Source organism: Affinibrenneria salicis (assembly GCF_008710095.1).
Genome location: NZ_VYKJ01000021.1, coordinates 18,991 through 41,438 on the forward strand (window position 1 = coordinate 18,991; position 22,448 = coordinate 41,438).

22 protein-coding genes are annotated in these 22,448 nt (G+C 58.3%); 8 read left to right on the top strand and 14 right to left on the bottom strand.

All coding sequences use genetic code 11. The annotated features are described in order from the left end of the window. Positions 1-17: 17 nt before the first annotated feature. Together yejM and FJU30_RS24870 are read right to left on the bottom strand one after the other, a co-directional pair. Positions 18-1,760 carry an LPS biosynthesis-modulating metalloenzyme YejM gene (gene yejM / locus FJU30_RS24865; RefSeq protein WP_150437646.1) on the bottom strand — a complete coding sequence of 581 codons (1,743 nt, stop codon included), beginning with the start codon at positions 1,758-1,760 and terminating at the stop codon, positions 18-20. Between the two features lie 14 nt (positions 1,761-1,774). Further along, positions 1,775-2,002, bottom strand: coding sequence for a YejL family protein (locus FJU30_RS24870; RefSeq protein ID WP_150437647.1), 228 nt, complete (start codon positions 2,000-2,002; stop codon positions 1,775-1,777). Positions 2,003-2,164: 162 nt separating this feature from the next. Between FJU30_RS24870 and yejK the strand changes: the two genes are divergently transcribed. Next, on the top strand, positions 2,165-3,175 hold the full coding sequence (gene yejK / locus FJU30_RS24875; RefSeq protein ID WP_150437648.1) for a nucleoid-associated protein YejK: 1,011 nt from the start codon (positions 2,165-2,167) through the stop codon (positions 3,173-3,175). Between the two features lie 60 nt (positions 3,176-3,235). On the opposite strand, the gene rplY is transcribed toward yejK, so the two are convergent. The 3 genes from rplY to FJU30_RS24890 all read right to left on the bottom strand — a co-directional run bounded on the left by rplY (position 3,236) and on the right by FJU30_RS24890 (position 5,711). Next, positions 3,236-3,520 carry a 50S ribosomal protein L25 gene (rplY, locus tag FJU30_RS24880; protein WP_150437649.1) on the bottom strand — a complete coding sequence of 95 codons (285 nt, stop codon included), beginning with the start codon at positions 3,518-3,520 and terminating at the stop codon, positions 3,236-3,238. Between the two features lie 184 nt (positions 3,521-3,704). Then, complete coding sequence (locus FJU30_RS24885; RefSeq protein WP_150437650.1) at positions 3,705-5,465, bottom strand: DEAD/DEAH box helicase; 1,761 nt, start codon at positions 5,463-5,465, stop codon at positions 3,705-3,707. Between the two features lie 6 nt (positions 5,466-5,471). Further along, a complete protein-coding gene (locus FJU30_RS24890; RefSeq protein ID WP_150437651.1) occupies positions 5,472-5,711 on the bottom strand; it encodes a YecH family metal-binding protein in 240 nt (79 codons plus the stop codon). 354 nt (positions 5,712-6,065) lie between these two features. Between FJU30_RS24890 and rsuA the strand changes: the two genes are divergently transcribed. The 3 genes from rsuA to FJU30_RS24905 all read left to right on the top strand — a co-directional run bounded on the left by rsuA (position 6,066) and on the right by FJU30_RS24905 (position 8,780). Further along, a complete protein-coding gene (rsuA, locus tag FJU30_RS24895; protein ID WP_150437652.1) occupies positions 6,066-6,761 on the top strand; it encodes a 16S rRNA pseudouridine(516) synthase RsuA in 696 nt (231 codons plus the stop codon). Between the two features lie 92 nt (positions 6,762-6,853). Further along, positions 6,854-8,038, top strand: coding sequence for a Bcr/CflA family multidrug efflux MFS transporter (locus FJU30_RS24900; protein ID WP_150437653.1), 1,185 nt, complete (start codon positions 6,854-6,856; stop codon positions 8,036-8,038). A 397-nt stretch (positions 8,039-8,435) separates the two neighbouring features. Next, positions 8,436-8,780, top strand: coding sequence for a YejG family protein (locus tag FJU30_RS24905; RefSeq protein ID WP_150437654.1), 345 nt, complete (start codon positions 8,436-8,438; stop codon positions 8,778-8,780). Between the two features lie 23 nt (positions 8,781-8,803). Here the strand turns inward: FJU30_RS24905 and yejF are convergent, their stop codons facing one another. The 8 genes from yejF to yeiP all read right to left on the bottom strand — a co-directional run bounded on the left by yejF (position 8,804) and on the right by yeiP (position 18,274). Further along, complete coding sequence (yejF, locus tag FJU30_RS24910; protein ID WP_150437655.1) at positions 8,804-10,393, bottom strand: microcin C ABC transporter ATP-binding protein YejF; 1,590 nt, start codon at positions 10,391-10,393, stop codon at positions 8,804-8,806. 1 nt (position 10,394) lies between these two features. Then, the gene (locus FJU30_RS24915) at positions 10,395-11,420 is read right to left on the bottom strand and encodes an ABC transporter permease (protein ID WP_150437656.1); all 1,026 of its coding nucleotides are present in this window, start codon (positions 11,418-11,420) and stop codon (positions 10,395-10,397) included. Further along, positions 11,417-12,508, bottom strand: a complete 1,092-nt coding sequence (locus tag FJU30_RS24920) for a microcin C ABC transporter permease YejB (protein WP_150437657.1) — start codon at positions 12,506-12,508, stop codon at positions 11,417-11,419. Before FJU30_RS24920 ends, FJU30_RS24915 begins: the two co-directional genes overlap by 4 nt. A gap of 10 nt (positions 12,509-12,518) precedes the next feature. Next, positions 12,519-14,327 (bottom strand): extracellular solute-binding protein, encoded by a 1,809-nt coding sequence (locus FJU30_RS24925; RefSeq protein ID WP_150437658.1) that lies wholly within the window; start codon positions 14,325-14,327, stop codon positions 12,519-12,521. A gap of 474 nt (positions 14,328-14,801) precedes the next feature. Further along, positions 14,802-15,386: a bifunctional murein DD-endopeptidase/murein LD-carboxypeptidase gene (gene mepS, locus FJU30_RS24930; RefSeq protein ID WP_150437659.1), complete on the bottom strand. Its 585-nt coding sequence runs from the start codon at positions 15,384-15,386 to the stop codon at positions 14,802-14,804. Between the two features lie 451 nt (positions 15,387-15,837). Beyond that, positions 15,838-16,551, bottom strand: coding sequence for a phosphatase PAP2 family protein (locus FJU30_RS24935; RefSeq protein WP_150437660.1), 714 nt, complete (start codon positions 16,549-16,551; stop codon positions 15,838-15,840). 43 nt (positions 16,552-16,594) lie between these two features. Continuing rightward, positions 16,595-17,578 carry a CobW family GTP-binding protein gene (locus tag FJU30_RS24940; RefSeq protein ID WP_150437661.1) on the bottom strand — a complete coding sequence of 328 codons (984 nt, stop codon included), beginning with the start codon at positions 17,576-17,578 and terminating at the stop codon, positions 16,595-16,597. A 123-nt stretch (positions 17,579-17,701) separates the two neighbouring features. Further along, positions 17,702-18,274, bottom strand: coding sequence for an elongation factor P-like protein YeiP (gene yeiP, locus FJU30_RS24945; RefSeq protein ID WP_150437662.1), 573 nt, complete (start codon positions 18,272-18,274; stop codon positions 17,702-17,704). Between the two features lie 327 nt (positions 18,275-18,601). On the opposite strand from yeiP, the gene FJU30_RS24950 reads away from it, so the two are divergent. After that, complete coding sequence (locus FJU30_RS24950) at positions 18,602-18,856, top strand: YkgJ family cysteine cluster protein (protein WP_150437663.1); 255 nt, start codon at positions 18,602-18,604, stop codon at positions 18,854-18,856. Between the two features lie 4 nt (positions 18,857-18,860). On the opposite strand, the gene FJU30_RS24955 is transcribed toward FJU30_RS24950, so the two are convergent. Continuing rightward, positions 18,861-20,039: a sugar efflux transporter gene (locus FJU30_RS24955; RefSeq protein WP_150437664.1), complete on the bottom strand. Its 1,179-nt coding sequence runs from the start codon at positions 20,037-20,039 to the stop codon at positions 18,861-18,863. Between FJU30_RS24955 and FJU30_RS24960 the strand changes: the two genes are divergently transcribed. The 3 genes from FJU30_RS24960 (at position 20,038) to fruK (ending at position 22,445) form a co-directional block, all read left to right on the top strand. Beyond that, positions 20,038-20,256, top strand: coding sequence for a hypothetical protein (locus tag FJU30_RS24960; protein ID WP_150437665.1), 219 nt, complete (start codon positions 20,038-20,040; stop codon positions 20,254-20,256). The two genes, FJU30_RS24955 and FJU30_RS24960, sit on opposite strands and share 2 nt — an antisense overlap. Before the next feature lie 120 nt (positions 20,257-20,376). Next, the gene (fruB, locus tag FJU30_RS24965) at positions 20,377-21,510 is read left to right on the top strand and encodes a fused PTS fructose transporter subunit IIA/HPr protein (protein ID WP_150437666.1); all 1,134 of its coding nucleotides are present in this window, start codon (positions 20,377-20,379) and stop codon (positions 21,508-21,510) included. After that, positions 21,507-22,445: a 1-phosphofructokinase gene (gene fruK, locus FJU30_RS24970; protein ID WP_150437667.1), complete on the top strand. Its 939-nt coding sequence runs from the start codon at positions 21,507-21,509 to the stop codon at positions 22,443-22,445. The genes fruB and fruK overlap by 4 nt, the downstream gene beginning before the upstream one ends. The last annotated feature ends 3 nt before the right edge of the window (positions 22,446-22,448 follow it).

Sequence of the window (22,448 nt, forward strand, 5' to 3'; positions counted from 1 at the left end):
GCTTTAGATTTAGGCAGTTAGTTGGCAATAAAGCGCCTTTCCTCCGTCAGAACCTGCAGCAACAGCGAGAGCTGCGGTTTTTCATGGTCGATACGGCGTCCTTCCCGATCGTAAGCGCGATAAATGCCGTTGTGATTCAGCACGATGATTTGTTGCGGCGTGACGATGAACAGCGAGCTGCCGTCGCCGTTAAACAGCCAGTCGTTGCGGCGCCCGGCCGAGAAGAGGTCCTCACCCTGCGAATAGTCGCTTGCGCTGGTTTTAACGTGCAGCAGACGCTGCATCAGCGTGGTCATTACGTCTTTGCTATCGGTCATCTTGTCGATGGTTTGCGCCGGCGTGCCGGGCCAGTGAATGACCAGCGGGATCTGCCACTGTTCGCGCCGCGGCCCCTGGCCATGCGTATTCTCCGGCTGACCGTCCGCGATCGGCTGTTCCGCGGTAATCACCACCACGGTGTTTTCCATCAGCTGTTTCTCTTTCAGCGTGGCGATAATGCGGCCGATCTGCTCATCTATGCTCTGCGGCGTGCTGCGGTTGCGCGTGGTTGCCGCGGCGTTGAAACTGTTCAATTCAACGTAGGAGAACCACGGCGCCGGAGCGCTATTGCCGTCCAGCCATTGCTGCCACTGCGCGGTGACCGCATCGTTGCTTTGCGGCGTCGGCGCCGGCAGCGAGATATCCGCCAGCAGCGCCTGCCGATACAGCGCGCTGTCGAAGCCGGTGGCGGAGAACAGGCCAAACTGATAGCCCTGCCGACCAAGCGCCGAGATCAGCGCAGAAGGTTTACGCCCGCTCATGATGCCATCCATATAGGAAGGCGAGATGCCGTAAAACAGGCTGAACAGACCGCTGTCGCGGCCGCCGCCAATACTGTAATGATCGCTGAAGCGGACGTTTTCGCTGGCAAAGCGCGACAGTGCCGGCATACCCTGCGCCAGGGTATCGGGCCGCGCGCCGTTGACCACGATCATCAGCAGGTTATAGCCGCTGCCGGCATCCTGGAAGGTGACGTCGTTGAGCGGGTATTCGACCGACAGCGCTTCCGGGTTGCCCTGCTGGATCAGCCGGCGCTGGTATTCCTGCGCGTCCAGCAGACCATGTTTTTCCAGAAAGCGGCGCGCGGTCATCGGATAAGAGAGCGGCAGATTGGCGCGCTGCATGGTAATGGCGCGATAGAAGTTGGCGTCGGCCCAGATATACATCAGGTGCGAGGCGCAGAAGGCGGTGATGAACACGCCGGCCAGCGGTTTGCCGAAGCGGCGGCGGTTGAGGCTGCGCAGTTTTTGCCAGCACCAGGTGCCGACCAGCATTTCGACCAGAAAGATAATCGGGATACTGATAAACATCAGCTGCCAGTCGCGCGCCAGTTCGCTCTGGTCGGGGTTGATCACCAATTCCCAGACGGTGGCGTTCAGATGCAGATGGAAGCGGCTGAACACTTCCATATCCACCAACTGCAGGGTCAATCCCGCGGTGGCCAGCGCAGCCGACAGGAAGCGCAGCAGGCGCTGCGACATCACGACAAAGGTCAGCGGAAAGATGATCAGCAGGTAGGCGGCGAAGCCGATGAAGCTGAAATGGCCCAGCCAGCTGACCAGTGCATAAATCCGGCCGAACAGAGAGGACGGCCAGTCGGCAACGAACAGATAGCGGCTACCCAGCCCGAGACTGAGTAAAATATTAAACAGGGCGAACCAATGCCCCCAGCTAATCATCTGGGAGACTTTTTCGCGGTAGCGCTGACTATTGGTTACCATAGGTCGATCAAAATTTAGTGTGCATTATCATGTTTAATCGAAGACTGTAGCGCTTCGGCGAACGATCGGGCCAGCACCTGACGCTGTGCGGGGGCGATACTGGTGTTTATCACGTTGGTGACCATATTGCCCAGCACCATCAGCGCCAGATCGGTAGGGGCATGGTGTTTTTCCAGAACATTGACCAGATCGGAGAGCAGTTGTTCAACTTGTTCGTCACTGTAACGAGATGATTGTGGCATAAATCGCGTTTCTCAGGCTGTTAAAGTCGAATATCTTACCGTATAGGCCCGTCATTTTCCGCACTTTTATCATTTTATAGCGCCCGGCGCCGGCTGGCTTTTCGGTTGCAGCTACCTGAGTATGGTGCTTGAATACGCACCTTGCCAAAAGGAGAATCTAACATGAGTCTGGATATTGACCAGATTGCCCTGCATCAGTTGATTAAGCGCGATGAGCAAACGCTGGAGATGGTGCTGCGCGATTCGCTGCTATCCGCCAATGCGACGGTGGAAGAGATGATGGCCGAAGTGCATCGTGTCTACAGCGCTAAAAGCAAGGCCTATGGTTTGTTTAACGAACACAGCGAACTGGCCGATGCGCTGCGCGCCTGCCGTAAAGGCGATGAGGATTTCCTCGCCTTCAGCCGCGCGGCCACCGCGCGTTTGCGCGACGAGCTGGCGAAATATCCGTTTGCCGAAGGGGGCGTGGTGCTGTTCTGCCAGTATCGCTATCTGGCGGTGGAGTATCTGCTGGTGGCGGTGTTGAGCAGTTGCAACAGTATGCGAGTAAACGAACAGCTGGATATCAGCTCGACTCATTATCTGGATATTAACCACGCCGATATCGTGGCGCGTATTGACTTGACCGAATGGGAAACCAACCCGCAGTCCACCCGCTATCTGACCTTCCTGAAGGGGCGGGTAGGGCGTAAGGTGGCCGACTTCTTTATGGATTTCCTCGCCGCTTCCGTCGGGCTGGACACGAAGGCGCAGAACCGCAACCTGCTGCAGGCGGTCGATGAGTACTGCGACGAGGCGCAGCTGGATAAGAACGAACGCCAGAATTACCGCCAGCAGGTATACAGCTACTGTAATGAGCAACTGCAGTCGGGGGAGGAAATTGAACTGGCCGGGCTGTCTCAGGAACTGCCGCCGCTGGGCGAAAAGAACTTTCAGCAGTTTTCCGCCGAGCAGGGCTATGAGCTGGAGGAAAACTTTCCGGCCGATCGCAGTACGCTGCGTCAATTGACGAAGTTTTCCGGCAGCGGCGGCGGGCTGACGCTGAACTTTGATGCGTTGCTGCTGGGCGAGCGTATTTTCTGGGATCCGGCGACCGATACGTTGACCATTAAAGGTACGCCGCCGAATCTGCGCGATCAGCTACAGCGTCGCGTTGGCGGCGGCAAGGCATAAAAAAACGCCGCAATTGCGGCGTTTTTTCTTCCGGCGTTCCGGTCTATCACAACGCGGCGATTAAACGCGTACGAAGTCGATATGAGCCAGTTTCGGTTTGAACGGGTGACGCTGAACAGCCTGTACTTTCGCTTTAACTTCTTTGCCGTCGATAGACAGGATAACGGTTTCACCGTAGAAACCCGGTTTTACTTCCTGGTTTTTTACCGTATCGTGATCCAGTTCGATGGCAACCGGCGCTTCTTCGCCGCCATAAACGATGGCCGGGAATTTGTTCGCGATACGCAGGCGGCGGCTCGCACCCTTACCCTGCTCTTTACGTACTGATGCAATAATAGTGATCATTTTCTTTCTCTGTTTAACAAAACGAATCCTGCTACAGGCGACCCAGCAACAGGTTATGAGACCTGCTTTTACTACGGTAAAAGCGGGCGGCATTCTAACGGAATATCGTGCCGGCGGCAAATAAAACTGCGGCCGTCGCGCCGGCCGCCCGGCCGACAATCCGCTTTCTAAGCGGCGCGAGCGGCTAACCGCGCAGTTCGTAAGCGCGGCGGAAGCGTCCCTGGTAATCGAATATTTTTTCCCGCACCTGCCAGAAATTGCCGCGCCGGCGGGCAACGACGAAGTCGGGATGGCGTAGCCGATCCTGTTGAGCGATGATATCGTCGGCGTTGCGCCAGTTAAGCGTAATACCCGGCGCCCGCTGGTGTACGCGTAAAAACAGGCGTTCGAACGCATGGCGCTGGGGCGCGCTGTGCAGGCGAAAACGCTCGCCGACTTCGGCGCCGTCCTCGTCATGGTAACTGACTTTCAGCCAGTCGCCTTTCGCGTCCTGGCCGCTGCTCATACTCATGCCGCTGCAGCGCAGCACCAGCGCGTCGCGCAGTTTAAGGGCCGCCTTCAGCATATCATCGGGATCGACCAGCACCTGATCGCACTGGTGGCAGCGGCGGGCGGCGATGTCGTTTTCGGCGCCGCAGTGCGGGCAGCTTTTAAAGCGAAAGCGATAGTCGCAGCGCCGGCGTTCGCCGCTTTCGGCCGGCTGCCAGCCCTGACAGCGTCGGCCATAGTGCTCGATCACCTCGCCGTCGGGCGTACATTTGCCCCAGAACAGATTGGCGAAGCCGCACTGCGGGCAAAAGACCTGTACCGGCTGACTGTCGCCGTGCGGCCGGTTGCTGCCCACTTCCGGCGTATAGAGATCGTGAGGATTCCCGGCGTAATCGAGGATCAAACAGTCCTGTTTACCCGGCGCCAGGCGCAGGCCGCGGCCGACGATTTGCTGATACAGGCTGACGGATTCGGTCGGGCGCAGGATCGCGATTACATCGACATGCGGCGCGTCGAAACCGGTGGTCAGTACCGCCACGTTGACCAGATAGCGCAGCGTCTGTCGCTTAAACGCCTCGATGAGCGCATCGCGCTCGTCGGCCGGCGTATCGGCGCTGATCAGGGCGGCCTGACCGGCGGGCAGCAGCGCATGAACTTCCCGCGCGTGTTCTACCGTGGCGGCGAAGATCATCACGCCTTTTCTGTCCGCCGCATAGTCCATGACCTGACGGATGATATGCGGCGTGACGCGCTGCTGGCGCCGGATCTCCTGATTAAGTTCGCTTTCGCTGAACAGCCCGCCCGACGAACGGGCCAGCCGACTGAAATCGTAGTGCACCACCGGCATATCCAGCCGCTGCGGCGGCACCAGATAACCGTGTTTGATCATATAGCGCAGCGGCAACTCATAGATGCAGTCGCTAAACAGACACTGGTCGTCGCCGCGAATCATACCGTGGTAATGATACTGGTAGATCCAGCCTTTGCCGAGGCGGTACGGTGTCGCGGTCAGGCCGAGAATACGCAACTGCGGGTTGGCCTGCTGCAGATGCTGAATGATTTTCCGATACTGGCTCTCTTTGTCGTCGCTGATGCGGTGGCACTCGTCGATAATCAACAGCGAGAAAGCCTGATCAAACTGCGCCAGATTGCGGGCCACCGACTGGACGCTGCCGAAGACCACTTTGCCGCTGCTGGCGCGCTGCTGCAGTCCGGCGGAGAAAATATCGGCCTCTAGTCCCAGCGCGCTGTATTTGCCGTGATTTTGCGCCACCAGCTCTTTTACGTGGGCCAGCACCAGCACCCGACCGCGCGCCACTCTGGCCAGTTCGGCAATCACCAGACTCTTGCCTGCGCCGGTAGGCAGGACGATCAGGGCCGGCTCGGTATGACGGCGAAACCACGCCAGTGTGGCCGCGACGGCTTCCTGCTGATAGGGGCGAAGGCTAAACGACATTCACTATCAGTGCTGGCATATTTTATTGGCGCTGGTGGTGAACCCGTCGTCCTGAGGAATAAATTTGCCGCGGCTGGCTAAGAATTCCACCAGTTGAGCCGCGCTCATTTCGCTGGCCGAACAGGTATGGAAGCGGGCATCCTGACCAAATCGCGTTTCAATCAGGTTAATTAACCGGGCGGTGCTGAACGACTCGCCGGAGTCGATCATCATCTGTAGCACTTCATGACCGTGAATGGATGGCATTATCTGGCTCCTGTACGGGGTGGGCGATCTTTTCAGGCCGGCGCGCCGGCAGGCCTGATGAGGCATCCGTCCGCTGCGCGCAGTACGCGCTGCCGGCCTTCGTCCGGGCGATGCGCCGCCTGAAATCGGCTGACGATATTATGCCGGTTATCGACGCCCGGCGCGAACGGATTTAGCGCGCGGCGCGCGACAATAGTCTCTGTTAACATTATGTTATAAGGAAGGCGGGCGCGCATCTGTGATATACTGCGCGGCGGCTGGCGGCCAGTGGCCGCGTTCCTGCCACGGTAAGAACCGGCGCGGCGCGCGCGTGGTTCTGTCATTGACCCCATTCTTAGCAGGCATGTGTTTTTAATGCGACTGGATAAGTTTTTATCCCAGCAACTGGCTATCAGCCGTTCGCTGGTATTACGTGAATTGCGGGCGCAGCGCGTCACCGTAGACGGTGAAATCATTAAAAGCGGAGCGTTCAAACTGCTGCCGGAGCATCAGGTGGCCTTCGACGGCAATCCGCTGCAGCAGCAAAACGGCGCGCGCTATTTTATGCTGCACAAACCCCCCGGCTATGTCTGTTCAACCGACGATCCCGATCATCCGACCATTCTGTATTTTATCGACGAACCGGTCGCGTATAAACTGCACGCCGCCGGCCGACTGGATATCGATACCAGCGGCCTGGTATTGCTCACCGACGACGGTCAATGGTCGCATCGCATCACTTCGCCGAAGCATCACTGCGAAAAAACCTACCTGGTGACGTTGTCACAGCCGCTTGACGACGATACGGCGCACCGGTTCGCCGCCGGGATTTTGCTGCGCGGCGAGAAGGATGCGACGCGTCCGGCGCGGCTGGAACAGCTTGATGAGCATCGGGTTCGGCTGACCATCAGCGAAGGTCGTTATCATCAGGTTAAACGGATGTTCGCCGCGGTGGGCAACCATGTGGAGCAGTTACACCGGGAGCGTATCGGCGCGGTTGAGCTGGACGACGATCTGGCGCCCGGCGAGTATCGGCCGCTGACCGACGAGGAAGTGAAAAGCCTCGGCTGACGGCGGCGGGTTTATCGGTTATTCAATGACGACGGGCGTCCGGCGCGGGTCTCCGGGCAAAACGCTCGTCGCGAGTTTCGGGAGTAGTTTTGGTGCAATCAACGCGTTCCTCATCCGCGGGGCTGATTCTGGTCCTCGGTCTGCTATCCATGCTGATGCCGCTGGCGATCGACATGTATCTGCCGGCACTGCCGGTTATCGCCAAAGAGTTCGCCGTGGAGGCAGGGCGGGTACAGCTAACCTTAAGCACTTATATGCTGGGTTTCGCCGTCGGTCAGCTGTTCTACGGGCCGATGGCGGACAGCCTGGGCCGCAAGCCGGTGATCATGGGCGGAACCCTGATCTTCGCGCTGGCGGCGATGGCCTGCGCGCTGGCGCAGAACGTCGAACAGCTGATTTGGCTGCGTCTTTTGCACGGCCTGTCCGCCGCCGCGGCCAGCGTGGTGATTAATGCGCTGATGCGCGATATGTTTTCCCGCGATGAGCTTTCGCGCATGATGTCGTTTGTGGTGCTGGTGATGACGGTGGCGCCGCTTGCCGCGCCCGTTCTCGGCGGCTGGATGCTGATCGCGTTTAGCTGGCATGCCATATTCTGGCTGATCGCGGCTCTGGCGCTGCTGGCGACGCTGCTGGTGCATCGGATGATCAAGGAAACGCTGCCGGTGGAGAAACGCCAGCGCTTTAACCTGCGCACCACGCTGGGCAATTTCGGTACGCTGTTTCGCCACCGGCCGGTGTTCTGCTATATGCTGGCCGGCGGGTTTTCCTTCTCCGGCATGTTTTCGTTTCTGAGCGCCGGGCCTTTCGTCTATATCGATCTGCACGGCGTTTCGCCGCAGAACTTCGGCTATTACTTCGCCATCAACGTGGTTTGTCTGTTCCTGATAACGCTGATCAATAGCCGGACGGTGCGGCGTTTCGGCGCGCTGAATATGTTCCGGCTGGGGCTGGGGATCCAGTTGTGCATGGGTATTATGCTGTTGCTGGTCTGCGCTTTCGATTTGGGCTTCCCGCTGCTGGTCGCCGGCGTGGCGATGTTTGTCGGCTGTATCGCCATGGTTACCTCGAACGCCATGGCGGTGATCCTCGATGGTTTTCCCCATATGGCCGGCACCGCCTCGTCATTAACCGGCACGCTGCGTTTTGGCCTGGGCGCGCTGATCGGTACGGTGCTCTCGCTGGCGCCAGCCCATAGCGCCTGGCCAATGGTCATTTCGATGGCCTTATGCTCCATCGCCGCCTTTGCTTTCTATCTGTACGCCTCGCGGCAGCGCTAGCGTCGCGCTATGCGGCGACAGGCCGTCGTGGTCTGTCGCCGGCCGCTTCTTCGTCCCCGATCTTCGTTTTTCCGCTCAAAATAAAGCGGCGTTTGGTTGTTTGTTTTCTTTTTGTAAAAATATCAACAAAAAGGTAATCGATGTGGGAAAAAATAGTTGAGATGAACAATGTAAAGGGTTACATATATAGGCATAGCTCATTTGTGTGATCGCACGCGCATAAGTTTCTACCGCCGGCGGCCGGGCGCGATAAAAAACGTCTTTTTTAGCTAATAGTAGCAATAAATATGTTAATCGCGTGAGGAAAGTCTTCGCCGGAGCGGGCGTGGAGCGTGATAAGATGTATCACTATGTTATAATTTTGTGAAAATAAGTATAACCCGGGGAATCGCAGCTAGTGAATAACATCCAACTTTCGGTCGTGCACCGTTTGCCGCAAACTTATCGTTGGTTATCGGGCTTCGCTGGTGTAAAAGTTGAACCGATTCCGCTGAACGGCAGAGAAGAAGAGAATAATCTCGTTGGTTTTAAGCTGTTGAGCCACGAGGGGGATGAGGCATGGCTGATCATGCGCCAATTGACCCAGTCTCTGGAGGAAATGCAGATTCAGTGCGCGGTGGTGGAATGGGAAGGGGAGCCCTGTCTGTTCCTGCAGCGCCACGATGAATGCACCGTGCTGTGCCGGTTGAAGAATGCCGGCGTGGCGATCGCGGAGTCCGTTTCCGCCCATTATCCCTTCTGATTCCACGCTGCCGGCAGCATGCGCTAAGCCAGCTGCAGCAACTGCCGGGTGTATTCCTGTTGCGGCTGGTTAAATACCTGCCGACACTCGCCCTGTTCGACCACTTCGCCATTGCGCAACACAATAACCTGATGGCAGAGCGCGCGCACCAGACTCAGATCGTGGCTGATAAACAGATACGCCAGCTGATGTTTTTGCTGCAGCGTCTTCAGCAGCACCAGAATCTGCGCCTGTACGGTGCGGTCGAGCGACGACGTCGGTTCATCCAGGATCAGTAGTTCAGGTTGCAGAATCAGCGCCCTGGCAATGGCGATGCGCTGGCGCTGGCCGCCGGAAAATTCGGCCGGGTAGCGATGGCGGGTATCCGGATCCAGCCCGACCTCGCGCATGGCTTCCATTACCTTCTGTTCCCGCCGCGCGGCGCTAAGCTTTTGATGCACCTCCAGCCCTTCGGCGATAATCTGCTCCGCGTTGAGACGCGGATTGAGCGCGGAATTGGGATCCTGAAAAACCACCTGTATCCGTCTGCGCATCGGCAGCATCTGCCTTCGGTTAAATTGGTGCAGCGGCTGCTCGTCGAACCAGATCTCGCCGCCGGCGCGCAGCAGCCGCAACAGCGCCAGCCCGGTGGTGCTTTTGCCGGAGCCGGATTCGCCCACCAGACCAAGGCTTTCGCCGCGCCGCAGGGTAAAGGAGAGCGCGTTAACCACTGTTTTTTGCGCCACGGTGCGCTGCAGCAGGCCGCGTTTAACCGCAAAAGAGACCTGCAGCCGCTCGACGCGCAGCAGCGGCGCCGCATCCGCCGGCAGCGGCAACGCCTCGCCGCGTGGCTCGGAGTCCAGCAGCTGTCGGGTGTAAGGATGCTGAGGCGCGGCAAACAGCGCGGCGCAGCGGTTTTGCTCCACGCAGCGCCCGTTGTTCATCACCGCGACGTTATCCGCCAGCCGGCGCACGATATTCAGGTTGTGGGTGATGAACAGCAGACTCATGCCCAGTTCCTGTTTCAGTTCGGCCAGCAGCTGGAGGATCTGGGCCTGAACCGTCACATCCAGCGCGGTGGTCGGCTCATCGGCGATCAGCAGGTCCGGCTGAGTCAGCAGCGCCATGGCGATCATCACCCGCTGGCGTTCGCCGCCGGATAACTGGTGCGGAAACGACGTCAGCCGTTCGCGGGCCTGGCGGATACCCACCCGTTCCAGGCAATCGATGATCTCCCCGCGCGCCGCCTCATGCCGCATGCCGCGGTGCAGGCTTAGCACTTCGGCCAGCTGTTTTTCGATATTTTGCAGCGGATTGAGCGACACCATCGGTTCCTGAAAAATCATCGCGATGCGATTACCGCGCACCTGACGCAGCGTGTTTTCATCCGCATGCAGCAGCGTCTTACCGTTAAACAGAATGTCGCCCTGCGGATAAACCACCGGCGGAGAGGGCAGCAGGCGCAGCACCGACAGCGCGCTCACACTCTTGCCCGAACCGGATTCCCCCACCAGCGCCAGCGTTTCGCCGGCGTCGATGGACAGCGACAGGTTGTCCACCACGCGCCGTTGCTCGTCGCCGCGCTGAAAGGCGATGCTCAGATCCTGTATTTGCAATAAAGGGGTAGCGGACATATTAATGCGCCTTACTGGGATCAAAGGCGTCGCGAACCGCTTCGCCGATAAAAATGAGTAGCGACAGCACCAGCGCCAGCACCACGAACACAGTGATGCCGAGCCACGGCGCCTGCAGGTTGTTTTTCCCTTCCAGCAGCAGCGTACCGAGCGACGGCGAACCGAGCGGCAGACCGAAGCCGAGGAAATCCAGCGAGGTCAGCGTCGTGATGGAGCCGCATAAAATAAACGGCAGATAGGTAAGGGTGGCGACCATCGCGTTGGGCAACATGCAGCGATACATGATGACGCGATCGCTGACGCCCATCGCCTGGGCGGCGCGGATGTAGTCAAAGTTGCGCGTGCGCAGGAATTCGGCGCGCACCACGCCGACCAGACTCATCCAGCCGAACAGTACGGTGATGGCCAATAGCCACCAAAAATCGGGCTGGAGTACGCTGGAAAGCAAGATAATCAGAAACAGCGTGGGCATGCCGGACCACACTTCGATAAAGCGCTGACCCCACAGATCGAACCAGCCGCCGTAATAGCCCTGAGTGGCGCCTACGGTGATGCCGATCAGGCTGGAAAACAGCGTCAGCGCCAGGCCGAACAGCAGCGAAATACGAAAGCCGTACAGCACCTGAGCCACCACATCCCGGCCCTGACTGTCGGTACCGAGCCAGTTATGGCGATTCGGCGCCGACGGAAACGGCGTATCGGTGGCGTAATTGATGGTGGCGTAGCTGAAGCGGACCGGCGGCCACAGCATCCAGCCGTGTCGCGCCAGCTGCTGGGACAGCCAGGGATCGCGGTAATCGGCGGCGGTCGCCAGCTGTCCGCCGAAGTCGGTTTCCGTGTAGTTGACCAGAGCCGGCGCGTAGAGATGTCCGTCGTAGCGCACAATCAGCGGCTTGTCGTTGGCGATCAGTTCGGCGCCCAGGCTGATGATAAACAGCAGCAGGAAAAGCCACAGCGACCAGTAGCCGCGACGATTATTTTTGAAGCGCGCCCAGCGCGCCTGATTGATTGGGCTTAAACGGCTCATTGGCGTCCCTCGAAGTCGATACGCGGGTCAACCAGCGTGTAGGTAATGTCGCTGACGATATTCAGCAGCAGACCTATCAGGGTGAAGATATACAGCGTGCCGAACATCACCGGGTAGTCGCGCTGCAGCGTGGCGTCGTAGCCCAGCAGCCCCAGTCCGTTCAGGGAAAACATCACTTCAATCAGCAGAGATCCGGTGAAGAACATACTGATGAAGGTGGCGGGAAAGCCGGCGATCACCAGCAGCATCGCGTTGCGGAATACGTGGCGATAGAGGATTTTATTTTCATCCAGCCCTTTGGCGCGGGCGGTGATGACATATTGTTTGCGGATCTCATCCATAAAGGAATTTTTAGTCAACATGGTCAGCGTGGCGAAGCCGCCGATCACCGAGGCCAGTACCGGCAGCGCGATGTGCCACAGATAATCGGTGATCTTGCCGTACCAGGGCAGCGTATCGAAATTGCTGGACACCAGGCCGCGCAGCGGGAACCAGTCGAGATAGCTGCCGCCGGCGAATAGCACAATCAGCAGGATGGCGAACAGAAAGGCTGGAATGGCATAGCCGACGATGATCAGCGTACTGCTCCAGGTGTCGAACGGCGTGCCGTTTCTCACCGCCTTCTTAATGCCGAGCGGAATCGAAACCAGATACACAATCAGCGTGCTCCAGAGGCCGAGGCTGATCGATACCGGCATACTCTCTTTAATCAGCTGCATCACCGAGGCGCCGCGGAACAGGCTGTCGCCGAAATCGAAACGAACATAGTTCCACAGCAGGCTGAAATAACGCTCATGCAGCGGCTTATCGAAGCCATAGCGTCGGGTGATCTCTTCGATAACCTCCGGGTCCAGCCCGCGCGAACCGCGATAGCTGCCGCCATGCGCCGGGTTGAGGTTGCCGCCCATGCGCGCCATCGCGCTGTCGCCGCCGCCGGTGAAGCCGCTGCCGTGCCCCAGTTCGATCGCGGCGATCGCCTGATCGACCGGCCCGCCGGGCGCCACCTGAACAATGAAGAAATTAATCGTAATGATGGCCCACAGCGTGGGGATGACCAGTAAAAGCCGGCGTAACAGATAAGTTCCCACCCTCTACTCCTTAGCGGCGCGCTGCCGGCAGTCTGGCGGCCTTGCCGGCGTCATACCACCAGCCGTCAACGCCCAGCGAACGGCTCGGGCGCGAGGCGGGCATGGAAAATTTGTCCCAGTAGGCGAAACGGTCATGGTTCGAGTACCACATTGGGATCATAAACTGGTTCCACGTCAATACGCGATCGAGCGCGCGTCCCAGCGACAGCAGCGCCTCTGGTTGGCCCTGATGCTGCACAATCAGTTCGATCAGCCGGTCGATGGCCGGATCCTGCACGCCGGAGCGATTATAGCTGGAATCGATATACTGTGAGCTCCAGAAGATTTGCAGGTCCGGATTGGGGTACTCGAAGGCGCTGTAGACGGTCGGGATCATATCGAAATCGCGGCTGCGCACCCGGTTAATAAACTGCGAGCTGTCCACCTCGCGCAGCGTCATGTTGATGCCCAGACGCCGCAGGTTGTGCTGGAACGGCAGGACGTACTGGGAATTTGAGCCGCTGAGCAACAGCAGTTCGAAAGTAAAGGGTTTGCCGGTCTGGCGATTGACCAGTTGCTGATTCTTCAACTCCCAGCCGGCCTGACGCAGCATTTCCAGCGCCTGCAGCAGATGATCGCGATTATAGCCCGAGCCGTCGGAGACGGCGGGCCGCAGGGCGGGGCCGAAGACTTCCGGCGGGATCTGATCGGCCAGCGGCGTCAGCCAGGCGCGTTCGGCGGCGTCCGGTTCGCCGCGCGCCGCGTAGTCGGTATTCTGAAAGTAGCTGTCGGTGCGCTGCCAGGACTGATAATAAAGCGCCTTGTTCATCCAGTTAAAATCAAACAGCAGCGACAGCGCCTGGCGCACCCGGCGGTCGGCGAACAACGGGCGCTTAATGTTGAAAGCCAGCCAGCGCGTATCCTGCGCCGACTGATTGGCCCAGTCCTGACGGACGATAAAACCACGCGCAAAATTGCCGCCCTGATACTGAGTGGCCCAGTGTTTGGGCGAACTCTCCATGCGGAAATCGTAGGCGCCGGCTTTAAACGCCTCCAGCGCGACGTTATCGTCCAGATAATAGTCGTAGCGGATCTGGTCGAAATTGAAGCGCCCGCGGTTAACCGGCAGGTCGGCGCCCCAATAGTCCTTAACCCGCGACCAGGTAACATATTGACCCATGCGGTAAGCGGTGATGCGGTAAGGGCCGCTACCCGGCGGCGGGAAAGCCAGCGGTTCGTTCAGTTTGTGCTGACGCCAAAACTTTTCCGGCATAATGGGCAGAGTAAACAGGCTTAACAGCTGGTCCTTATCCGGTTTTGGCAGCTCAATGCGCACCGTGCGCGGCGCAATCGCTTTAACCGTGGTGCCTTTATAGTACAGCCGGAACTGCGGCACGCCCTCGGTCATAAACTTAGTGAAGGTAAAGGCGACGTCGGAGGCCAGAATCGGCGTGCCGTCGTGGAAGCTTGCATCGGGATTGAGGGTAATTTCAATCCAGCGGTAGTCGGCCGGATAGCGGGCGGATTCGGCGACCAGCGGATAGTAGCTGGCGGGTTCGTCTTCCGACGCGGTGAACAGCGAATCATACATGCGCTCGGTGCGGGCCGCAGGCGAGCCGCGCATGGAATAGCGGTTGAAGTTGTCATAGGTGCCGATAGCGCTGAGCGTGATGGCGCCGCCGCGCGGCGCGTCGGGATTAACGTAGTCGAAATGCTGAAATCCCTGCGCGTATTTGGGCTCCCCCAGCAGGGCGAACGAGAAACCCTGTTGACGGTCTTCGGCCTGCAGGCCGAAATGCAGTGTACAAAGTAACACCGCGATCGCTATTCGCTGAAACATCTTGACGTCTTACTCCTGCAATAAAGCGGATTAGCGTACGCTCCTGAAATTGTTCATCTTCATGTCATTTTGGTGTCATAAAGACGGATATCCTCTTTTATCATGAATGCGCACGCTTGTCCTGGAATAATCAGCGGTTGAAACGCGATGGAACGTAATGAAAATATTGATATAGACTCGCCATATTTCGGGCGCGTAAGCGTTGGCGTTTGTGACCGGTCCATCCTCTGGTTTCTTTATCGCGCGGCCGCCGCCAGCGGCGTTCAAACCCGCTCCAGGCAGCTTCGGGATTAATCCGCCTCGTCCATAGCGTCCATAGAGGACAACGCGTTGCGCTGTTCAAAACGATAACGTTTTGCCCTGCAATTCGAATTGTTCAGTGTCAGAGTGTAGTGCAGAGATAAAAAAACGCCGTCTGGTCAGGCGGCGTTTTTTGTTTCGTTCGGCAATGCTGTTCTGCAGGGGAAGGACAAATCAGCTATGTTCACCCTTGCTCAGAATCCGACGCGCTTCATGGTAACGTTTTTTCCAGTAGGCTTCGTCCAGGTTGGAGATCATGACGCCTGAACTGGTGGAGGCATGCACAAATTGCTGATTACCGAGATAGATGCCGACATGGCGACCGGTGGAACCCGCCCGGAACAGAACTAAATCGCCCGGACGCAGGCCGGCGCGCTGGATTTTCTTACCCACTTCCTGCTGTTCGTAGGTCGAGCGCGGCAAATCCATGCCGAATTGATCGCGAAAAGTACGCTGAACGAAAGCGGAACAGTCGATGCCGCGTTTGCTGTCGCCGCCTAAACGGTAACGCACGCCTTTCCAGCTGGCATATTGTTCAAGTAACCTGGATTTAATATCCACGTTACGCACCATCGCTTCAAACTCATCCTGAGAGGCTTGCAGTAAAAGCCCGTTTTTATCATTAACCGCATGCATCTCAGTTTGGGAATTCTGTGAATTAACTGCGTTGTTGCTGCTACAGGCGGAAAGCATAATTGCCGCCGCAACGGCAGGGATCGCCCGCCAGATATATCTCAGGATCGGTTGAGATTTGACCATTATAGTGATTTTCCCTTGAAGTCCTTAACGATGAATATCGCTATGCAGTAATTGCCAAACGAAACGAGAGTCGACCATACCCAACATTTTTCAGCTGCGCTCGCTGTCGCCTTTCTGAAATTTAAAACCTATTGGGTATAACCAGTGCCGGCCGGCAGTACAATGACCAGGTTTCAGAAATGTGTCACAAAGCACACAAATTCCGTCTCATTATCAGATTGTTGCTGCTGGGGTAGGCAAACTTTTCCGAGGTTACCGTAATAAACTGAAGATTGCGAGTGATTTTAAACGCTTGTCTATAAGATTTGGTTATGTAATCAGCAGAAATATGGCAATGGAAAGGGAATGACATATCTGGATACAGTTTTATCGCTGCCGCGCTAATTCCGCGGCTGACCGCTGGGCGGTCAACAATGCGGATAATCGGCAGGCGGATAATATAACAGAAATACTAATCAGTCCCGCCGGCGCGGTATTTTCCGGGCAGTTTCCGGTCGAGCCAGTTAATCAATTTATCGCTGAGCGGCGTCAGTAAACACCAGCTCAGTCCAACCAGCACCACCGATAGCGAGCCGACGGCGATATCGGTAAACCAGTGGGCGCCGATCATCAGGCGCGGCAGCGAAAAGACGATAACAATCAGTACGCCGAGCAGAAAGGCGCCGCGGGTAAAGTAGCGCAGCATAAAGGCGGCGAAAACCATCAGCATCATGCCGTGGTCGCCCGGGAAGCTGTCGCTTGAGGCATCTTTGGTGGGGATGCCGGTCAGTTGGCCGACGCGGTTGACGTGCTCAAAGAACAGCGTCGGGCTGGTGTGTTTCACCGGCAGTAAATGGCCCAGCTGATTCAGCACCGTACCGCAGAGCAGCATCGTGACGCCGATCAGCAGCAGCCGGCGCCGTTCCGGCGGCGCGGCGCGCAGATAAAAGCGCAGATAGATCAGACCCATAGACAACAGCGCGCAGCCGTCGAACGCGCGATTGTTGGTGATCGCCACCAGACGCAGAAACGACGGGCTGCTGAGCAGATGCTGGTTGAAGTAGCGGAAAATCTGGCTGTCCAGCGCGAACCAGAAACCGTGCCGTTGTTGCCAGTACCATGACAGAAACAGCGCCAGACCCAGTGCGTTAAGCACAATAATATAAAACAGGTTTTTTCGTTGCATAATGACGGTTCTTGCACAGAGCTAAATTCTGCATCCTGTTGTATCACATCCCGCTTAAACGAGACTTTAACAGCGCGCTCTGCAGGCTATTCCACTCTTCACGCCGCTCGCTGATTAACTCGATCCGACTGTCGGGCGGCGCAACCGGACGCGTCTCAATGCGCAGATCCTGTCCCTGACGGTTAATGATTAATGCGCCTTCCTGAATACGCATCACGCCCTTGATCCGTTCGACCGGCGACAGGCGTACCCAATCGAGCAGGCGGGCCGTGTCAAACAAGGTTTCCGCAGTAAATACCCAGCCGCAGGCGTAGTACCCCTGACCATCGTTGAGCGAGCGGCGCCACGATTGCCCTTGCGGCAGGTGAAGGGCGGCCAGTCCGTGCTGTGGATGCGAATGAGGGTGGTGACTGGCGTCGGGCAGCGGGCGTTCGTTGCGGCGCGGGCTGTCGAGCAGGCCGATATCGATCGCGCCGTGGCTGGCGACGATCACCGGGCGGCCGTCGGCCTGTCGTCGCTGCCACAGCTGCAGCGCGGCGCGGTCAGCCGGCTGCCCGCGATCCTGTTTATTCGCGATAATTATATCGGCCGCCGCCAGCTGATCGCGGAAATTTTCATTTTGCGTATGGCGTTCATCGCTCAGCTGGCGCGGATCGAGCAGGCATAGCGTGGCCTGCAGTTCCAGCCAGGGGCGGTAGGCTTCGCCGGTCAGCATGGCGAGAATTTGCTTCGGGTGTCCGAGCCCGGTCGGTTCGATCAGCAGCCGGTGCGGTTTTTGCTGCTGCAGCAGCATATTGAGTCCGATCTGCATCGGCAGCCCGTTGACGCAGCACATGCAGCCGCCTGGGATCTCCTTCAGCAACGCGCCGCTGTCGGACAGCAGCGCGCCGTCGATGCCAATGTCGCCAAACTCATTGACCAGCACGGCCCACTGCTCATGCTGCGGTTTTTGCGTCAGCAGATGGCGAATGGTGGTGGTTTTGCCACTGCCGAGAAATCCGGTAATCAGGTTAACTTTAGTCAGCATAGAAAGACCTCAATGCGATTGGATGTGTGAACGCAGGGCGGCGGGCGGAAGCGGGAATAGGGCGTGGCGAGCGGGGTGAAGCCGGCGGCGGTTCATCCCCGCTTTGTCTGCGGCGCGGCGCGGTTATTCCGCGCGGCCCATATAGCGGCGTTCCGCGATATGAATACGAATTTTTTCGCCGGCGCTCAGATATTCCGGCACCTGAATAACCAACCCGGTGCTCATGGTGGCCGGTTTGTTGCGCGCGCTGGCCGAAGCCCCTTTGATGCCGGGCGCCGTATCGACAATTTCCAGATCGACGGTCTGCGGCAGTTCCAGCGCCAGGATCTGGCCGTCCATCGTCAGGACCTGAATGCCGGGCATGCCGCCTTCAGGAATAAACAGCAGCTCGTCCTCGATCTGCTCTTTTTTGAAATTGTAGGGCGTATAGTCTTCATCATCCATAAACACATACTCGTCGCCGTCGATATAGGAGAACGTTACGGTACGGCGGGTGAGGGTAATGGTATCGAGGATATCATCGCCTTTAAAACGCTCTTCCACTTTCAGCCCGGTGCGTACATCGGAAAAGCGCATTTTATACAGCGTGCTGGCGCCGCGGGCGCTTGGGCTCTGGATATCAATATCCTTGACCAGCAACAGCTTGCCGTTGTAGTTAACGGCCATGCCGCGTTTGATTTCGTTTGCTCTTGCCATGAAGGGACTACCTGTCGAAAAAAGGATTTTTGTCGCGACACGTTACTCGCGCCGCGTCGTTCAGGCAAGCAGGAATTCGCGTTCGGCGGCGAAGATTTCGCCCGTTGCGTCGCGGCGTCCCGGCGCCGTTTGCCGGCCGCGTTGAAAAACGGTCCGGCGCTGCACAAAACGGTTCGCCGGCGCCTGACGGCCTGTTATGGTAGAGCGAATTTTATCCGTGGCGGCGCGATTGCGCCGCGCCGACCAGGCCTGCAGCGCGCGACATGAATGGCGCGCCGGCGGCGGGTTATCCGGCCGCTGGCGGCCATCGTCCAGGAGAAGAGGTTGATGGAATGTCGCGCGCTGTGTGGAGCCTGCTGTATCGCCCCGTCGATCTCCAGTCCGCTGCCGGGCATGCCGGAGGGCAAACCCGCCGGCGTGCCTTGTCCGCATCTGGATGCGCAGATGCGTTGCGGCCTGTTCGGCTCGCCGCTGCGCCCGGCGGTGTGTCGCAGCCTGCGGCCAACGCGCGAGATGTGTCGTTCGCAGCGCGATGAGGCCTTGATCTATCTGACCCGACTGGAGAGGCTGACCGCGCCCTGACGTCTCAGGCTTCTTTTATACGCCACATGCAGTAGCCGGCGCCGGCCAGCATGGCCAGCGCGATGAAAAACACGGCGTAGTAACCCCAGATTTCCGCCACCGCGCCGGCCAGCGAGCCGGAAATAATCCAGCCGACGCGGGTCGTATTGGTAAACAACGTCGTGGCGGCGCCGGCCTGGCCGGGCATCAGATCCTGGAAATACAGCATCCCGATGCCGGCCAGGATGCCGATGAAGATCGCATTGAGCAACTGGAGCAGAATCAGCGTTAACGGATGGTCGACCAGCAGCAGGCCGAGATAAAACAGCAGGCCCGCGATCACCGCCGCGCGCATCAACACGCGTTTGCCGCAGCGGCCGGCGACATAGCCGGCCAGCAACATCACCGGGATCTCCAGTCCGGCGGCGGCGCCCATCAGCACGCCGGCCAGCTTTTCCTCCAGATGCAGTTCATTGATCAGATACAGCGGCATGTTGATCAGATAAATGCCGTTACAGGTCCACATTAACGTGCAGGCGCCGAATAACAACAGCGTGTCGCGCCGGTTAGTGCGTGGCGCCTCAAGCGCGGCGCCGGTTTTTGGCGCCGATTTCGGCATCGACGGCAGGAAAAACCAGCCCAGCAGGCCGCAGACGATAAACACCAGCGTGGCGGCCAGATACATGGCCGGAAAACCAAAGCCGAGCGCCAGGGCGAAGGCGATGGGCGGGCCGATTACCCAGGAGAGCGAAATCTGGGCGCGCATCACCGAGCTGAACATGGTCGACTCGCGCCCGGCGCTGTCGGCGTATTCGCGCGCCAGCGCAAATAACTGCGGGTTGGCGGTGGCGCCGAAGCTGGACAGCAGCACGCCGATAAACAGCAGAATGAAGTAGTTACGGTTCCAGGCGAACAGAAGACAGGCCAGCGCGCCGAGCAGACAGCACTGCAGAATCAGCGTTTTGCGGTCGCCCTGACGATCGGAGCGGCCGGCGAGGAACTGGCTGACCAGAATGCCGATTACCGCGCTGCCGGTGTAGAACAGGCCGACCATAATCGGCCGCGCCTGCACCTCGGTGGAAAGAAACAGGCTGAGCGTCGGCGTCTGCAGCGCCCCGGCGATCCCGGACATAAATGCAATGATTAAAAATGCCGACGAGGTGAGATCGGGCAGGCGGCGAATGATCGGAACCGGTGTATGCATGTTTGGCTATAATCAATCAGAATGGGTGAGGGAGAACTCAGGGACGCGATATTCTACGCCGGTTTGGTTTAGCCTAAAATATCTATCCCGCGCTTTTGCTTCAGCACTTGTTCAGCAGACGGCGCTCTGTGCCGAAGATGTTCAGCCTGATACCGGGAAAAATGTGCGTAAGGTCAAAAATTCGTTATACCGCAATGAAGAATGCTTGCATAAATGACGTAATAGCAAGAGACTTTTTGAAACGTTTCAGCGACGTTCGTGCGAAACGTCTTAGTCGGTTCACTCTTTTTTTCTCATCAAAGCTGAAACGATTCAATTTCAGCAGGAGAGGAGCGTTATGTTCCAGTTGTCACAGCAAGATATTCATTTAGGCGCCAGTGCCGGCAACAAGGAAGAGGCAATTAAGCAGGTCGCTTCAGCCTTGACCGCCGCTGGCTGTGTCAGCGCCGCTTACGTTGATGGCATGATGCAGCGTGAGCAGCAAACTTCCACCTGGCTGGGTAATGGTATCGCTATTCCGCACGGGACGACCGATACGCGCGACCTGGTGCTGAAAACGGGCGTCCAGGTATTCCAGTTCCCGCAGGGCGTGGAGTGGGGAGAAGGCCAGAAGGCCTATGTCGTGTTGGGCATCGCCGCTCGCTCGGATGAACATCTGGCGCTGCTGCGTCAGTTAACGCACGTTCTCAGCGATGACAGCGTGACGGCGCGCCTGGCTTCGACCACGTCGGCCGAAGAGCTGCGCAGTTTGCTGATGGGTGAGCAACAGGCGGCTGAGTTCCGTTTCGATACGTCGCTGATTAGCCTGGATGTGGCCACCGACAGTCTGATCACGCTGCAGGCGCTGAACGCCGGCAAGCTGGAACAGGCCGGCGCGGTGGACGCCGATTTTGTCAGCCAGTGCGTGGCGCGCAAACCGCTGAATCTCGGCCAGGGCATCTGGCTGAACGACAGCGTGACGGGCAATCTGGCCAGCGCCGCCGCGGTAAGCCGTCCGGCCGCGCCTTTCAGCGCGGATGGGCAGACGGTGGCGCTGTTGCTGACCGTCGCAGTGGCGGATGAACAGCCGCAGGCGTTGCTGAATTACCTCGGCGATTTATTGCTGGCGCAAAAAGCTGAACGTCTGCTGAAGGCGGATGCGGCTACGCTGCTGGCTTTACTGACCAGCGAGGTGCCGGAAGAGAGCGATGCGCTGACCGCGGAGTTTACTATCCGCAACGAACATGGTCTGCATGCGCGTCCCGGTACGATGCTGGTTAACGTTATCAAGAAATTCTCCAGCGAAATCACCGTGACCAACCTGGACGGCAGCGGCAAACCGGCCAACGGGCGCAGTCTGATGAAGGTGGTCGCGCTGGGCGTCAAAAAGGGCCATCGCTTACGTTTCTCCGCCAGCGGCAGCGATGCCGAACAGGCGCTGCAGGCCATTGGTGAAGCTATTAATTCTGGTCTGGGCGAGGGGGCAGCATGAGCAGAAGAGTCGCAACAATTACGCTGAATCCGGCTTACGATCTGGTGGGCTACTGCCCGCAGATTGAGCGCGGAGAAGTCAACCTTGTGCAGACCGCGGGTCTGCACGCCGCCGGGAAAGGCATTAATGTCGCGAAGGTGCTGAAGGATCTGGGCATTGATGTCACCGTCGGCGGATTTCTGGGCAAAGATAACCAGGACGGCTTTCAGCAGCTGTTCAGCGAACTGGGCATCGCCAACCGCTTTCAGGTGGTGCCGGGCCGTACCCGGATTAACGTCAAACTGACGGAAAGCGACGGCGACGTAACGGATTTGAATTTTTCCGGTTTCAACGTAACGCCGCAGGACTGGCAGCGTTTCGTCAATGATTCGCTGAGTTGGCTGGGGCAATTCGACATGGTGGCCGTGAGCGGCAGCCTGCCGGCGGGCGTCGATCCCGATGCCTTTACCGACTGGATGTCGCGTCTGCGCACTCATTGCCCGTGCATTATTTTCGACAGCAGCCGCGAGGCGCTGGTGGCGGGGCTGAAAGCCTCGCCGTGGCTGGTTAAACCTAACCGCCGCGAACTGGAAATCTGGGCCGGCCGCAAACTGCCGACGCTGGAAGATGTGGTGGATGCGGCGCACGCCCTGCGTGAACAGGGAATTGCGCACGTGGTGATTTCGATGGGGGCGGAAGGCGCGCTGTGGGTTAACGCCTCGGGCGCATGGCTGGCCAAGCCTCCGGTATGTGAGGTGGTCAGTACCGTCGGAGCTGGCGATTCAATGGTAGGGGGGCTGATTTACGGCTTGTTAATGCGTGAATCCAGCGAACACACGCTGCGTCTGGCTACGGCAGTTTCTGCCCTGGCGGTTAGTCAGAGTAATGTCGGCATTTCCGATCGTCCACAGCTGGCTGCAATGATGGCGCGTGTCGATCTGAAACCTTTTAACTAACAG